The organism is Shewanella sp. Isolate7 (assembly GCF_022398425.1).
Taxonomy (GTDB): Bacteria; Pseudomonadota; Gammaproteobacteria; order Enterobacterales; family Shewanellaceae; genus Shewanella.
In genome coordinates, this window is the sequence record NZ_JAKEVJ010000030.1 from 43,097 (window position 1) to 57,874 (window position 14,778).

Sequence of the window (14,778 nt, forward strand, 5' to 3'; positions counted from 1 at the left end):
GACGACTTGTTCGCACCTTCCTTAGCATTTTTAATTGTAGAATAACTACTTATCTAAAAATCCTGCTTTGTTCTCAAGCGTTTTTCCTGCGCTATTGCTGATCACATGTTTACTGTGATTGGTATAACTTAATAAACAAAATGATAGACGAAAAGACAGAACAGAGTACAGGTACAGATACAGTGCACCAAATGCTCACTGAAATTGGGCCCTAATCGAATGTACCTGTAATGGCGCATAAACTGTACGCCTAACCAGACCAGGATAAAGGGCACAAAGGGCAATGAGATGACGAACGGAATAAACCCCCAGCCAAACCCCAAGGCATTGGCACTAAAGATCTGAAAAACGACCCAAAACAACACCAGTATCCCATAGATAACAAAGTGTTGTTTACTGATAGAGGCTGCAGACATGCACACAAATTCCCAATTTCGCTCTAATGCTAACAGTAGGAATAAAGACTGACATTCTCAAGCAGTGAGTTGTAAACACCTGTTTCGGATTGCAAAAGCTAAGCTTGCATCTTGGCAATTTCCTGATCGAACAGATTTTTGATCAGTCCAGAAAACTCGGTAATAAACAGGGTCTGTTCTTGAGTGGCATTGTGATTGGCCACCTTGGCTAAGATCTCTTCTAAGTCATAGACGATGGCGTCGACTTCGCGAATCACCATGTTGCGCTCGGCGAAGGTTAGGGACGGATTTTGGCTACACACCATAATGATCTGTGCTGCCAGCTGCTCCTCAAACAGTTCCATGACGGTGTCACCCGCAACCCCACCGGCTTCGGAAGACTCAAACAGGCCTAGATGCTCGGTAAGATATTGTATTAGATGTATGTATCCGTCTTTATCAGTAACCATTTTTTACCCTAAACACACGACTTATATATGAGCATGGTATAGCCCATGCTCAATATCCAGTTTCTACCGCCATTATGATATAAATCGAGTATTCGATCTCGTTGTTAGTGCACGTTTTTCTATCGCTTTAAGGTCAGAACGAAAGAAACTGGTACCGCCTTGCTGATAGCGGGTAGACCGGCCAGCTCTCTGAGCTTCTCCACCCCAGGGGTCAGGCCAAAGTCACCGGCATTCACCACCAAAGGCGCCTCGCTCGCCACCATCAACTTATCACTGGCCACCTTGGCCACGCTGACCATAACCGGCATGGTCTGCGTCTTGCCATGCAGGCTCACTTTGGCATCGACACTCATGGACATGATGCTCCCCACACTCGCCTTATCGATCGCCTGCCCGTCGAGACTAGCACTTAACTCAACACTCGGGTACTGTGCGGTGTCGAACAATACCTCTTTCATGCGCTGATCGCGGATCTCCACATTGGTGACCACGCTATTGAGCGGAATTGACAGACTAAAGGCGCCGGCATCACTAAGCGTGCCGGAAACTTGACTAAAATGGTGCACCTCGGCGATGTCGCCTTTCTTGATTGAGATAAAGTTAACCCGCGAGCCCTGGTTACTCACCTGCCAATCGGCCGAATAGGCGTTTAAGCTTAACATCCCAAGTCCTGCTGCCATGATCAGTGTTTTCATTTTACGCTCCATTTTTAACCTTAAGTCCGTCGAAACCTCTGCGAAGAAAACCCAGCTAGTTTAATGATTAGCAAGGTAATCTTATCTATATTAGCCTAATACAAAAGATTATGAACCACTAATATTGCTACCAATAAAAAAGCCCTAACTCGGTTAGGGCTCTTAACAAGTGAATGACAGCCTGTCAGTTAGGCAGCGTCTAGGCCTTCTTCTTTGCCTTTGCTTTAGGCTTAGCCTTGGCTTCGCTGACCCACTTACCATCGATATATTTCGCCGTCCAACCGGTCGCCTTGCCATCGACCTCAGTTGCTACGTACTGCTCCTTGGTCTTACGGCTAAAGCGCACAACCGCCTTGTTGCCGTCATCATCGGTCACAGGCGCATCGGCCAGATACTGATACTTAGGCCATAGAAGCTCACGGTACTTCACCAGTTCCTCAACCAGTGGCGCCCGAGTCTCGCGGGATTTAGGGAAGGTGCTCGCGGCCATAAAGATCCCCGCGGCGCCGTCTCTCAGCACGAAATAGCCGTCTGACTTAGTGCATTTAAGCTCTGGTAGATGAATAGGGTCCTCTTTTGGCGGCGCTACTTCACCGTTTTTCAACAGTTTACGAGTATTCTTACACTCGCTATTGGTGCAGCCAAAATACTTACCGAAACGGCCATTTTTCAGCTCCATATCATTGCCACAGCGGTCGCATTCGATAATTGGCCCTTCGTAGCCCTTGAGCTTGAACTGACCCTGCTCGACCTCGTAGCCATTACAGATAGGATTGTTACCACACACATGCAGCTTGCGCTTCTCATCGATGAGATAACTGTCCATGGCCGTGCCACAAACGCCACATCTGTGTTTGGCCCGCAGCGCATCTGTCTCGGCATCTTCGCTGTTTTCGCTGACGGCCTCTTCACCCGGTGTCAGGTTCATGGTGGTCTTACAGCGCTCTTTCGGTGGCAGTGCATAGCCTGAGCAACCTAGGAACACGCCTGTTGTGCCCGTACGTATGCCCATTGGGCGTCCACAGGTAGGACAGGCGATATCGGTCAGCACCATCTCGTTAGGGCGCATGCCGCCCTCTTCCGGTGGTAGCTCGGCCTTTTCAAGCTGTGCGGTCAGGCCCTTGTAGAAGTTGTCTAGCACCTTCTTCCATTCAAGCTGGCCCTGGGCCACATTATCCAATGTCTGTTCCATGCCGGCGGTGAAATCGTAACTCATCAGCTCTTCGAAGCTGCCGATAAGGCTCTCGCTCACGATCTCGCCCATCTTCTCGGCGTAGAAACGACGATTCTCGACCTTCACATAACCACGATCTTGAATGGTAGAGATGATAGTCGCATAGGTAGATGGACGACCGATGCCGCGCTTCTCTAGCTCTTTCACCAGTGATGCTTCACTATAACGCGCCGGCGGCTTAGTGAAGTGCTGCTTGGGCGCCAACTCCTCGAGGGTCAACACATCGCCTTCGGCAACCAGCGGCAGAGTATTGTCTTCCTCGTTTTTCTTCTTAAGGGCGGTCTGAACTCGGGTCCAACCGTCAAACTTAAGGGTACGGCCACTGGCCTTGAGTTCGTAATCCCCTGCGGTCACCGCCAGGCGAGTCGCATCATATTTAGCTGGTGTCATCTGACAGGCAACGAATTGGCGCCAGATCAACTCATAGAGACGCTGAGCATCTCTTTCCATATCGGTGAGGCTGCTGGCACTGACGTTGACATTGGACGGACGGATCGCTTCGTGCGCCTCCTGAGCCCCCTCTTTACTGCCATAACGTATCGGCGCATCGGGCAGGTACTTGTCACCATATTCCTTGCCGATCATGTCACGCACGCTATCCAGCGCTTCCTGACTCAAGTTGGTCGAATCGGTACGCATATAGGTGATGTGACCCGCCTCGTAGAGACGCTGGGCCATCATCATGGTCTTCTTAACGCCAAACCCTAGGCGAGTACTGGCCGCCTGCTGCAGCGTTGAAGTAATAAAAGGCGCCGAAGGCTTGCTCGAGGTCGCTTTGACTTCGCGGCTACTGACCTGATACTTGCTATCTGTCAGTGCGTTAACCGCAACCATGGCTTGGCTTTCGTTTACAGGGTTAAAGTTTTCCCCATTAAACTTGGCCACCTGCATCTTAAGCCCTTCGTTACCTAGGGTGGTTAGCTGCGCATGAATGTCCCAGAACTCTTCTGGCACAAACGCCTTAATCTCGCTTTCGCGCTCAACCACCAAGCGAGTCGCAACAGATTGCACACGCCCGGCAGAGAGGCCGCGGGCCACTTTCTTCCAAAGCAGGGGCGAAACCATAAAGCCTACGACACGGTCGAGGAAACGTCTCGCCTGCTGGGCATTTACCATGTTGGTGTTGAGCTGCGACGGATGACTGAATGCCTCTTGAATCGCACTCTTGGTGATCTCATTGAAGACGACGCGCTGATAGCGCTCTGGGTCTCCACCAATCACCTCTTGAAGATGCCATGCAATTGCCTCCCCCTCTCTATCCAAATCGGTTGCGAGGAAGATATGATCTGCATTTTCAGCAAGTGACTGTAACTCTTTGACGACTTTCTCTTTGCCCGGCAGCGTCTGATACTTAGCCTTCCAGCCTCGCTCGGGGTCGACCCCCATACGGGCAACCAAGGCTTTTTTCGCTTTGTCTGCCTTATATTTAGCCTTCTCTTCGGGGGACATCTTGCGCACTTCGGCGGGCGATTTCGTCGACGAACTGGCGTCACTGGAGGAGGAAGTCGGGAGATCACGGATGTGACCTACACTCGATTTTACGATGTAATCTTTGCCGAGATATTTGTTAATAGTCTTGGCTTTGGCCGGTGATTCGACAATAACTAGCGATTTACCCATAGAATGATCTGCGCCAAAAAGTCTCAAAATTCTGTAAATTGGCTCCATATATAGAGGGTTGTATCAATAGTTTCAAGCTAATCCCTGTTTTATTTGTTACGGCGAGCCAATTTTTAACCGTTTTTGAAAAAAATGTGAAAAATAATATTGCGTAATTAAAAACTAATATTTCATTATTCCCCAACTAGCAAGCAATACTTATGCATTTCTGAGCCAATATCACAGATAAGGCCCCAATCCCCTAGCTTGTTATGCCCTAAAGCTCAAGTATACTGGGGCACAAATTCAACGAATTACGGCGCCATCGCTAACCTGTTTTGGCGCCTATTAAAGCAATAATAACTTGAAGGATATGCAATGAAGCATTACGAAGCGAACTTTGATGGACTCGTCGGACCGACACATAATTATGCGGGCCTGTCATACGGTAATGTGGCTTCTTTAAATAACGCCGCCGCAATATCCAGCCCTAAGGCGGCTGCGAAGCAAGGACTCAAGAAGGCCAAGGCCCTCGCCGACTTAGGCCTGGCCCAAGGGATGCTTGCCCCTCAGGAGCGCCCTGATATCCACACTCTGCGCCGAATCGGTTTTTCTGGTACAGATGCCGAAGTATTAAATAAAGCCGCAAAACAGGCTCCTGCGCTTCTCAGAGCCTGCTGCAGTGCCTCAAGCATGTGGACAGCCAATGCCGCGACCGTGTCACCGAGTGCCGATACCCATGATGGTAAGATCCATTTCACCCCGGCAAACCTGGTAGACAAACTGCATCGCAGCATAGAGCCGGTGACAACGGGCAACATACTCGCCGCCACCTTCAATAATTCCCGCTACTTCCATCACCACCAGCATCTGCCTGAGCATGTGAGTTTCGGTGACGAAGGCGCGGCTAACCACACACGCCTGTGCAACGAATATGGGCATGCCGGCATCGAACTCTTCGTCTACGGCCAGGAAGCGACTAACCCGAGTGCGCCTAAGCCCAAAAAATATCCGGCGAGACAGACACTAGAGGCCTCACAAGCCATCGCCCGCCTGCATCAACTCGATGATGAAAGCAGCGTCTTCATCCAACAGAACCCTGATGTCATCGACCAAGGCGTATTCCACAACGATGTGATCGCCGTGGGTAACCAAAATGTGCTCTTCTATCACGAGCAGGCCTTTGTCGATACGCAAAAGAAACTGGCGGAGATTCAAGACAAGTTCAACGGTCACGAACTGCACTTCGTTGAGGTGCCTACCGCCAAGGTGGGCATTCAGGATGCGGTGAAGAGCTACCTGTTCAATACCCAAATCGTTACCCTGCCAAACGGCGAGATGGCTATCATAGCGCCCACCAACTGTCAGGAAAATGAGGCCGTCCATGCCTACCTTAATGAGCTGGTCACCTTGGGCACACCGATCAAGCAGGTGCACTATTTCGACGTGAAGCAAAGCATGCAAAACGGCGGCGGCCCTGCCTGTCTACGCCTGCGTGTCGCCATGAACGAGACAGAGCTTGCCGCCGTCAACCCCAATACCCTGATGACAGATGAGCTGTTTAACAGGCTCAACCTCTGGGTCGACAAGCACTACCGCGATCAGCTCGCCATAGAAGACCTTGCCGATCCACAGCTCATCGTCGAGTCGCGCACCGCGCTAGATGAACTGACACAGATCATGAAGCTAGGTAGCGTGTATCAGTTCCAGAAGTAAATTTTAACGTTACATAAAATTGAAAAAGCCATCTGAAAAGATGGCTTTTTTAATGCCAAAACTAGCGAATTACTTTAGGAAGTCGATGAATCATCGACTCAATAAAAAAGGCGCTTTAAGCGCCTTTTTTAAATAGAGGATATTAGAGAATATTAACTCCAATCGAGACTACCTGGGTAATCAGTCCACCAGGTGTTTCCACTTCGACGATAAACACACCCGTGTTAGGTTCATCTTCCCCCTTCAAGGTAACCGTAAATTCACGGCCACCATTATAGTTAGAACTTGGCCAGACATATTCGGCATTGCTTACCACAGAACCGGCACTCGTCTTAAAGCGAACCTTAGAACCTGCAGGCATCTGTTGGTTATGTAAATCTGAGATGGTAAAGGAAACACTGGCGGCGCCCTTACCTACTATATTGATGCTGCCACCATAATGATCGCCATCTTTATCGCTGATCAGAATATCATCGGCAGCGGTCGCATAGGCAGTGCTGCCCGACATCACAATAACCAGGCTACGACGCACATAGAGTGACTTGGCGCCGTCCGCACCACAGTTTGATGAATTATCAACAAACTCAGGTGGAGTACTGCCTGTTGCGCAAAGAACACCGTTATATTTACCATCTTTGATGTCAAAAATGCCATTAGAATTAAAGTCAATCGGCTCTTCATTTTCACCACCAATTTGCCCGCCCTCCTGCTGCGGGTTAAACAGACCATCTTCATTGTAATCTTTATAGGCATCGGTTAGATCGAACGACTGACCCGTTACATCTTTACCATTGGTAAACTCAGCCATTTCCGAGGCGTCGAAGCGGCCATTACCGTTAAGATCTGGAAAGGACTCTTCACCGATGGCCGTCGCTGTCACTGTGGCGCGGCCGCCATACATCTGGCCATAAACGTTGCCGTATACCCCAAGTGTCGGGTAATAGATCAACGCCGCACTCGGATTGCGAACCATAGCGCCGGCACCAGAGATGATGGTCTCACCTTCTGGGCGTGGCAATTGACTGGTCCAGGTCACTGAGCAGACACCATCAACCGTCTGACAAGAACCTCCAATTGAGCCACCTTCGGTAGTAAAATAAACGACTGTACCATTGGGTACTGGGTTGTTAAAGGCATCGGCCATACGCGCCGTCACAACCACCTCTGTGCCATCCTCGTCCCAACCTTCGGCATTAAGTACAGAGGCCGAAAGTGAGAAGCTGTCTTGATCAGGAATGCCGGTTGAGACGATTAACTGACTCGACTGACTAGAGATTGCAGGTACCGCACCATTATCAACAGTCGCGGTAACACGCAGTGATGTAGCCACAGTACCTGTAGTGACAACCGTCTGAACAATACCATTATTATTGGTGGTAGCCTGCAGAGGTGAGATGTCTACGCCACCCACCTTAGTGTTGAGCGAAAACAATACATTCTGGTTAGGAACAGGGTTACTGTTCTTATCCAGCACCTTGAATTTCACCACAGAAGACTCTACGCCGCCCGTTCCTAAGATGGCGATATTCTGTGGCGTTGCCGAGTCAAATACGATACTACCGACATCGGCTTGCAGCACACTAAGCGTACCAGTTGCCGAAAGACTGATGCCGCCAGCACTTGCCGTAACATTGATCTGGTCTTCACCCACACACCCCTGAGCTCTATAGGTCGATGTTGCTACGCCATTGCTCGATGATACCGGCGAGCTAATCTCGGCCTGAGCAGGAATCTTGGTCGCACAGGTTGAGGAGAAATTAACATCGACAGGCTGAGTAAAGGGATTTCCCTTATCATCTTGAATCAGAACTGAGATCGTTGCGGTACCACCTGCAGAAAGAGTTGCGGTACTAATCTCGGCCTTACCCTGTACAAAAGGATCGCCGCTACCCATCACCACATTTGTCGCGCCGACAACAACGATAGTCTTACCGACTTCATTAGTTGACAAACTGGCGGTGACTTCACCTGCCCCTAAGGAGCTGCCCGCGTAGATATCAACTGTCGCCTTTCCTTCAGAATCGGTCACGGCCGTCTTGATTGGGAGATCACCAATAGTCGTCGCAAACGTCACAATTGTAGGCTTAGTAATGCCCGTTACTGTTGCTGTGATTTTCCCTGGCTCAAGGATGCTGATAGATTGAATAGGGTTACCGGCACCGTCGGTAAGGGACACTGAAACTTGCGCTCCACCTCCGGCTTCACCGCCATCACCCACCATGGTGACGTTCAGCGATGCACTCTCGCCAGAGCTAGTGGTTGCAGTAATGGTTGCGCCGGTATTGATGGCCGCCGTGTCCAGACGCACCTTGGCAATACCGTCTGCATCGGTCGCTACCTCGCCCGTGCCGGGAGAAAAAGTACCATAAGTATCATTGTTTAGACTAAATGATACTAAGGTACTAACAGCTGCTCCGGTCGAATCTTTCACCTTAGCGGTGATCATCGCAGGTTCAGCCACTGAGATCTGCGTATTATCGATAGATAATTCAATAGAGATAGTTGGCGGCGTCGGCGTACCACCCGAGCCATCGTCTGTGACATTCCCCCCACCGCTACAGGCGACAATAAAAAGCATAAATAAATATGAGGTAAAAACTTTAAACGCTGACTTCATTGTCAGACTCCCTGTTACTCAGATTATCATTGAAAGCATCTGCTTATTACTTATAGGCTAACATTACACAATTTTCCCATAACTTTTCCATCACTAATCGCAATTAAGAGCCTAAAAGTGACAAAAACTTTAACTATTTAGCCATTTCATCACCTAGGGTTTCTTGCTAGGCTTTAGGTGCAAATTGAAAAGCATAAAAATAATACAGGAAGCACTATGGCTGGCACGCAAAACAAAAAAATTGGCCTCACCGGAAAAATACTCATAGGTATGGCTGGCGGCATTTTAATCGGGCTACTGCTACGCAGTTTCTTTCCCGGAAGTGAGTTTATCCAAGAATATATTACTGACGGCCTACTCAACGTCGTCGGCAGTATTTTTATCTCAAGTTTACAGATGTTGGTCGTCCCTTTAGTTTTCATCTCCTTGGTATGCGGCACCTGTTCATTAAGCGACCCATCATCCCTTGGCAGACTCGGCGGAAAAACCATCGCTTTTTATCTATTTACCACGGCTATCGCCCTCTCAATGGCCATTCTGGTTGCCCTGCTCGTCCATCCTGGAAACGCCTCACTAGCAGCAGAAAACATGCAGTACAGTGTTAAGGAGGCCCCTAGCCTTTCCAATGTATTGATCAACCTCGTTCCCCGTAACCCGATACAAGCGATGACAGAGGGGAATATGCTGCAGATCATCATCTTTGCGGTGATATTTGGCTTTGCTATCTCTCATATTGGCGAACGCGGCAGACGCGTATCGGCATTATTTAACGACTTAAATGAAGTGATCATGCGCGTGGTCACCCTCATCATGCAACTGGCCCCCTATGGTATATTTGCCCTCATGGGTAAACTTGCCTTAACCTTGGGTCTGGAAACCTTTGAGAGTGTGGTTAAATATTTCGCAGTGGTGTTGGCAGTATTATTAGTGCACGCCTTTGTAAGCTATCCCGTACTATTAAAACTCTTCTCCGGATTAAGCCCCATCACCTTTATTCGTAAACTGCGAGATGTGCAGCTGTTCGCCTTTAGCACGGCAAGCTCAAATGCCACACTGCCGGTCACCCTTGAGACCGCAGAGCACCGCCTTGGGGTCGATAACAAGGTCGCCTCATTTACTCTGCCCCTCGGCGCAACCATAAACATGGACGGCACGGCGATTATGCAAGGTGTCGCCACAGTGTTTATCGCCCAGGTATTTGGTATCGATCTCACCATCACCGATTACGCCATGGTAGTGGTAACCGCAACCCTAGCCTCTATCGGCACCGCAGGTGTTCCTGGTGTCGGCCTTATCATGCTAGCTATGGTGCTCAATCAGGTGGGTCTGCCGGTCGAAGGTATCGCCCTTATCATGGGGGTCGACAGATTGCTGGATATGGTACGCACAGCCGTTAACGTTACCGGCGATTCGGTAGCGACGGTTATCATCGCTAAATCGGAAAATGCCTTTAACCAAGCAACATTCGATGATCCTCAGGCGGGTAAGACGGCAGGCAGCTTCGTCGATCAGGTAAATGCCGAGCTGAAAGAGTAAAGCCTAATACAGGCTTTAAACCGGCACATTAAAAACGAAAAAAGGCGTCCAACGGACGCCTTTTTGTTATCTGTGCACTTCAAGAGCCTCGCTAAAACAGCCTCATCAAATGCAACCCTAGCCCTATCGTTCCCAATAGGCTTCTTCTAAGCTGTCTTCCCGCTCTGGCAGACCACGAGACAAGCGTGGACTGTGCTGAGCCAGCACCTCATAGGCCACGCGGTTGGCATACTTACAGATCTGTGAGAAAGAGGAATAACACAGGCCATCGCGCTTATGCTTACTCGAACCCGGCACATTAGCCTTGTGATAGGTATTAGAGGCAAGGTCGTGCAGCAGCGCCGCCAATGCCCCGTCACCCGCGCCATTAGTGTTACGGATAATTTCGGGGCCACCCATGTAAGGCGAGATATGGGCAAACACCTTGATCGGTGTCTGGCAATCACGCTTTAGCTTGGGCCTTGAGAACTCATAACGGTTAAATTCTGGGATCGCACCTGGCAGCAGAGTATGGCTGGTTTCACGCTTCTCCGAATCCTCGGTATAACCTGAGGTATAGAGCCCCAATGGCCCCGCGGTGGTGAGCACCATATCACACCACTCAAGCGCGGCATTGCTGGCGCTCAAGGGATCTTTAAAGCCGGTCAGGGCTTCGCCTTCATCTTCGTTCATCGCAAGAATAGTGACATTTTCCTTAATGAATTCTATCCACCACTGCGGATCTTCTTCGATGAGGAAACGTGTACCTAACGTCAGCACCACTGGAACCTCAGCGGCCTTGGCATATTCAATGGCTTTTAACGCCGCATCGGTGATCTTGTCGCCTCCACTGGCGCGCATCAGGTAGGCCGTCAGCACTAACGCCGAAGAGGTTTGCACTATCTCCTGGTCGATATATTCTGGCGTCAGCTTATCCATCGAACCCTTGCTGATGGCGAAGGTGCGCTCGCCACATTCAGATATCAAGGTAAAGCAACGGCCAATCGCCCCATCGACCGGCTGCAGAAAATTAAGATCCACTTTAGATGAAGTGTTACACAGATAGCGATAGGCGTAGCTGCCCACTTCGATATGGTTACTCATCACGCCAAACAATACCGAGCGATCGTCGGCCAGGATAGAATAGTTGTGTACCGTGTTACCTATGGTACCGCCGGCAAACTCATCGCTGATCAGCTCAGAAGTTTTCAGTTCGGTATAGAGCTGATGCGCCTTCTCGTCATCGATAAGTGTCGAGTTTCCTTTCGGTAAGGCGTAACGACTAAGCAACTCGTCACCCACTTTGGCCTCGATATCGACAAGCGTCTGATCGATTCCACTGATGTGGGTAGAAATATGCTGCGGTTGCAGTGTTAACTGCGCCAATAATGGATCGCGATTCTTAACTGGAAAGTAATGTTTCGACTTACGTTGACCGGGAAACTTCATAAGGAACTCACTCTAATGCATCCATGCAGAATCAAATAAGAATAGGCAGCACACTAGACCCCCTTAGTCTGCTGTCTATCAGGCCGCGTGGTGATTAATGCAACACGGGCACCTTCGCCAAAAAATTCGGCGGCGGATCGTACCATATAAAATAGCATCGGGCAGTGATTTATGCCGTTAACACACGATTCTTTGCTTAAGATTTAAGCCAACCGGCCGCCTGCTCGGTAACTAGGTCTACCAGTAATTGCATATGAGCCTCATCATCGTTCAGGCAAGGAATAAAATGATAGGCCTCGCCGCCCGCCTCGATAAAGCTCTCTTTGCCGCCAATCGAGATCTCTTCAAGCGTCTCTAAACAATCTACCGCGAAGGCCGGGCAGAGAATATCCACTCGTTTAACCCCTTGGCTTGGCAGGCTCTCAAGCAGCGCGTCGGTTGCCGGCGTCAGCCACTCCTCTTTACCAAATTTTGATTGGAAACAGAGACGCCACTGGGATTCAGATAATCCTAATGCATCGGCCAATAGCTGGGCCGTTTGTTGGCACTGTGCCTGATAAGGGTCACCCTCGGTCACATAACGCAGTGGCACACCGTGAAAAGACATTAATAGGCAATCGCCCTGTCCCTTTTCTTGCCAGTGACGCCGCACAGAGTCAGCCAATGCCGCAATATAGGCTGGATGGTTAAAATATTCTTTACTAAAGCGCGTCTCGGGATAGTTACGACGTTGCTTGTAATCGCTGGCGATGGCATCAAATACCGGTGCCACTGTCGAGCAGGAATATTGTGGATACAGAGGGAGCACCACCAGGCGCTCGACGCCTTTGGCCAGCAGCTTATCGATACCCGCGCGCAACGAAGGATTGCCATAACTCATCCCCAACTCAACCGGAATATCACGACCATGACGCGCTTTAAGTATCTCGCTTAGCGCCTCACGTTGACGCTCGCTGATCACCATCAGCGGCGAGCCTTCTGGCCACCAGATAGACTCATAGAGCTTGGCCACCGCCTTGGGGCGAGTATTCAAGATGATGCCATTGAGTATGGGTTTCCAGATCCAGGGGCTTAAGTCGACCACGCGCGGGTCGCTTAGAAACTGTTTCAGGAACTGCCTAACATCTTTAGGGGTTGGCGTATCTGGCGTGCCGAGATTAACCAGCAAGACACCAAGCTTGGCGGGAGATAAGTTGTGGACTTTGTTCAAGAATTACTCTACTCATATTCTCTGACAAGGATAGCGATAGGCTAGCACCCACCCTGACATAAAAAAAGCCCACCTAGGTGGGCTTTTTCAAATATGAGAAGCAGCTCATTAAAGGAGCTGGCTTAGCCAATCGCCTTAACGATAGCCTCGCTCACGTCGCCAACACTCTGAGTGCCGTCGAACTTGTTGTAGGTCAGTTTGCCTTGCTCGGCAACCTTACCATAATACTCAACCAGTGGCTTAGTCTGCTCATGGTAGATGCCAAGGCGCTTACGCACAGTGCTCTCTTCGTCATCGGGACGAATCGCCAGCTCTTCGCCAGTCACATCATCTTTGCCTTCCACTTTAGGTGGGTTATAAACGATGTGATAAACACGACCAGAACCTGGGTGAACACGACGACCACTCATACGCTTAACGATCTCTTCGTCTGGCACGTCAATTTCAATCACGTGATCGATATCGATGCCGCTAGCCGCCATCGCATCGGCCTGAGGAATGGTGCGAGGGAACCCGTCAAGCAGGAAACCCTTGGCGCAATCGTCCTGGGCGATACGCTCTTTAACCAGTCCAATAATCAGCTCATCAGAAACCAACTGTCCTGCATCCATCACTTTCTTCGCTTCGAGACCCAGAGGCGTTCCCGCTTTAACGGCTGCACGGAGCATATCGCCCGTAGAAATTTGTGGCACGCCGTATTTTTCCATGATGAATTGGGCTTGAGTACCTTTACCGGCACCTGGGGCACCTAATAGCATAATGCGCATCTGAGAGTCCTCTTATTTCGCATAGATTTGATTATTAGTTTTATCATTGGGCGGCGATCTTCGCACAAATGGCCGTCCATTTGAAGGGCTGTATGGCCAGTTTTAATTCGACTTTAGGCTGATACCACACATACCACCTTATAAAGCATATAGCCCAGCATATATCACTAACATACTGGCCCGATGCAGAGATGCCTTAGTAGAGCAAGGTGTATAATTTGCGGCGATATTGATTGGCCACGGCATGCCCCTGACCCAGTGCGGTAAGGATCTCCATGAAAAGCTGCTTAATCTCCCCCTGGTGAGCCTGCAGATCTGTCTTTAATACCAGATAGAGTCGCTCGAGCGCCTCCTCGTCACGTTTGGCACTATGTAGCGCCTTGGCAAGTGACAAGAGCTTGGGATAATCGCTGGGATTTTGTTCAACCTCTTCCAGCAGGCCTCTGATCTCGGGCGTATCGGCGGCGTCCAACGCCAGCGAAAGCTTCGCCTTGAGGCTCTGATAGTAGGCGTCTTGGTCGGCGAGACCTATAGCGTCAAGCAGCACCTTGGCCTGATTGATGTCGGCAACGGCGAGCAGCGCATCGGCATACACCAAAGAGACTTCTGCCGTCTGACACTCCTGATAGGCTTGTTTTAACAGTGGCAGTGCCCCTTCGGCATCGCCCTGAGCAAGTTGTACCTTGGCTTGATTGAGGGCGACTTGCCAAGCCTTGGGCAGATGCTGGTCGAGTAACGCCTCGATCTGCGCCGCCTCCTGCAGGCCGGCAAAGCCATCGACCGGTTTGCCCTCTTTTAATACCAGAGTGGTCGGCAGGCTCTGGATCTGAAAATAGTTGGCTATCTCCATCTCCTGATCGCAGTTGACCTTGGCCAATACGAAACGCCCCTGCGCCGCGATCTGGGTCAGCGTCTGCATCAGCTGCTGGCTCTCTGGGCTCTGCTGGCTCCAGAAGGCCATGACAACCACCTGCTGCATGGAGGCGTCGACCACCTGCTGAATGTTTTCTTTAGTTAAATCCAATACCGAATCCATAATGTCTCTTTACCTGAGAGTGCTCTTTACTTTAAGAGTGTCTCTTTATCTGAGAGCGCATGCCTCATTTCGTGA

10 protein-coding genes are annotated in these 14,778 nt (G+C 50.1%); 2 read left to right on the forward strand and 8 right to left on the reverse strand.

Translation table 11 applies throughout. From position 1 onward, the window contains the following. Window positions 1-514: 514 nt before the first annotated feature. The 3 genes from L1D47_RS09585 to topA all read right to left on the reverse strand — a co-directional run bounded on the left by L1D47_RS09585 (window position 515) and on the right by topA (window position 4,414). Window positions 515-865, reverse strand: coding sequence for a DUF3802 family protein (locus L1D47_RS09585; RefSeq protein WP_239884414.1), 351 nt, complete (start codon window positions 863-865; stop codon window positions 515-517). Between the two features lie 119 nt (window positions 866-984). Then, on the reverse strand, window positions 985-1,560 hold the full coding sequence (locus tag L1D47_RS09590) for a YceI family protein (protein WP_041511028.1): 576 nt from the start codon (window positions 1,558-1,560) through the stop codon (window positions 985-987). Window positions 1,561-1,759: 199 nt separating this feature from the next. Beyond that, complete coding sequence (gene topA / locus L1D47_RS09595; RefSeq protein WP_239884415.1) at window positions 1,760-4,414, reverse strand: type I DNA topoisomerase; 2,655 nt, start codon at window positions 4,412-4,414, stop codon at window positions 1,760-1,762. Between the two features lie 357 nt (window positions 4,415-4,771). Between topA and astB the strand changes: the two genes are divergently transcribed. Next, on the forward strand, window positions 4,772-6,109 hold the full coding sequence (gene astB / locus L1D47_RS09600) for an N-succinylarginine dihydrolase (protein WP_239884416.1): 1,338 nt from the start codon (window positions 4,772-4,774) through the stop codon (window positions 6,107-6,109). 142 nt (window positions 6,110-6,251) lie between these two features. Here the strand turns inward: astB and L1D47_RS09605 are convergent, their stop codons facing one another. Then, on the reverse strand, window positions 6,252-8,726 hold the full coding sequence (locus tag L1D47_RS09605; protein ID WP_239884417.1) for a hypothetical protein: 2,475 nt from the start codon (window positions 8,724-8,726) through the stop codon (window positions 6,252-6,254). 216 nt (window positions 8,727-8,942) lie between these two features. On the opposite strand from L1D47_RS09605, the gene L1D47_RS09610 reads away from it, so the two are divergent. Further along, window positions 8,943-10,262 carry a dicarboxylate/amino acid:cation symporter gene (locus L1D47_RS09610; protein ID WP_239850840.1) on the forward strand — a complete coding sequence of 440 codons (1,320 nt, stop codon included), beginning with the start codon at window positions 8,943-8,945 and terminating at the stop codon, window positions 10,260-10,262. A 123-nt stretch (window positions 10,263-10,385) separates the two neighbouring features. Here the strand turns inward: L1D47_RS09610 and L1D47_RS09615 are convergent, their stop codons facing one another. From L1D47_RS09615 to L1D47_RS09630, 4 genes are all read right to left on the reverse strand, one after another. After that, window positions 10,386-11,690 carry an inosine/guanosine kinase gene (locus tag L1D47_RS09615; protein WP_239884419.1) on the reverse strand — a complete coding sequence of 435 codons (1,305 nt, stop codon included), beginning with the start codon at window positions 11,688-11,690 and terminating at the stop codon, window positions 10,386-10,388. A gap of 196 nt (window positions 11,691-11,886) precedes the next feature. Beyond that, on the reverse strand, window positions 11,887-12,900 hold the full coding sequence (gene hemH, locus L1D47_RS09620; protein ID WP_239884422.1) for a ferrochelatase: 1,014 nt from the start codon (window positions 12,898-12,900) through the stop codon (window positions 11,887-11,889). 122 nt (window positions 12,901-13,022) lie between these two features. Further along, window positions 13,023-13,667, reverse strand: a complete 645-nt coding sequence (gene adk / locus L1D47_RS09625) for an adenylate kinase (protein WP_041511022.1) — start codon at window positions 13,665-13,667, stop codon at window positions 13,023-13,025. Between the two features lie 196 nt (window positions 13,668-13,863). Next, window positions 13,864-14,703, reverse strand: coding sequence for a tetratricopeptide repeat protein (locus tag L1D47_RS09630; RefSeq protein ID WP_239884424.1), 840 nt, complete (start codon window positions 14,701-14,703; stop codon window positions 13,864-13,866). Window positions 14,704-14,778: the final 75 nt, after the last annotated feature.

Bases quoted from the DNA above. Each gene is read 5' to 3' on its own strand.
- adk (WP_041511022.1), bottom strand. From the start codon at position 13,667: ATGCGCATTATGCTATTAGGTGCCCCAGGTGCCGGTAAAGGTACTCAA.
- L1D47_RS09585 (WP_239884414.1), bottom strand. From the start codon at position 865: ATGGTTACTGATAAAGACGGATACATACATCTAATACAATATCTTACC.
- L1D47_RS09630 (WP_239884424.1), bottom strand. From the start codon at position 14,703: ATGGATTCGGTATTGGATTTAACTAAAGAAAACATTCAGCAGGTGGTC.
- L1D47_RS09590 (WP_041511028.1), bottom strand. From the start codon at position 1,560: ATGAAAACACTGATCATGGCAGCAGGACTTGGGATGTTAAGCTTAAAC.
- topA (WP_239884415.1), bottom strand. From the start codon at position 4,414: ATGGGTAAATCGCTAGTTATTGTCGAATCACCGGCCAAAGCCAAGACT.
- L1D47_RS09605 (WP_239884417.1), bottom strand. From the start codon at position 8,726: ATGAAGTCAGCGTTTAAAGTTTTTACCTCATATTTATTTATGCTTTTT.
- astB (WP_239884416.1), top strand. From the start codon at position 4,772: ATGAAGCATTACGAAGCGAACTTTGATGGACTCGTCGGACCGACACAT.
- L1D47_RS09610 (WP_239850840.1), top strand. From the start codon at position 8,943: ATGGCTGGCACGCAAAACAAAAAAATTGGCCTCACCGGAAAAATACTC.
- L1D47_RS09615 (WP_239884419.1), bottom strand. From the start codon at position 11,690: ATGAAGTTTCCCGGTCAACGTAAGTCGAAACATTACTTTCCAGTTAAG.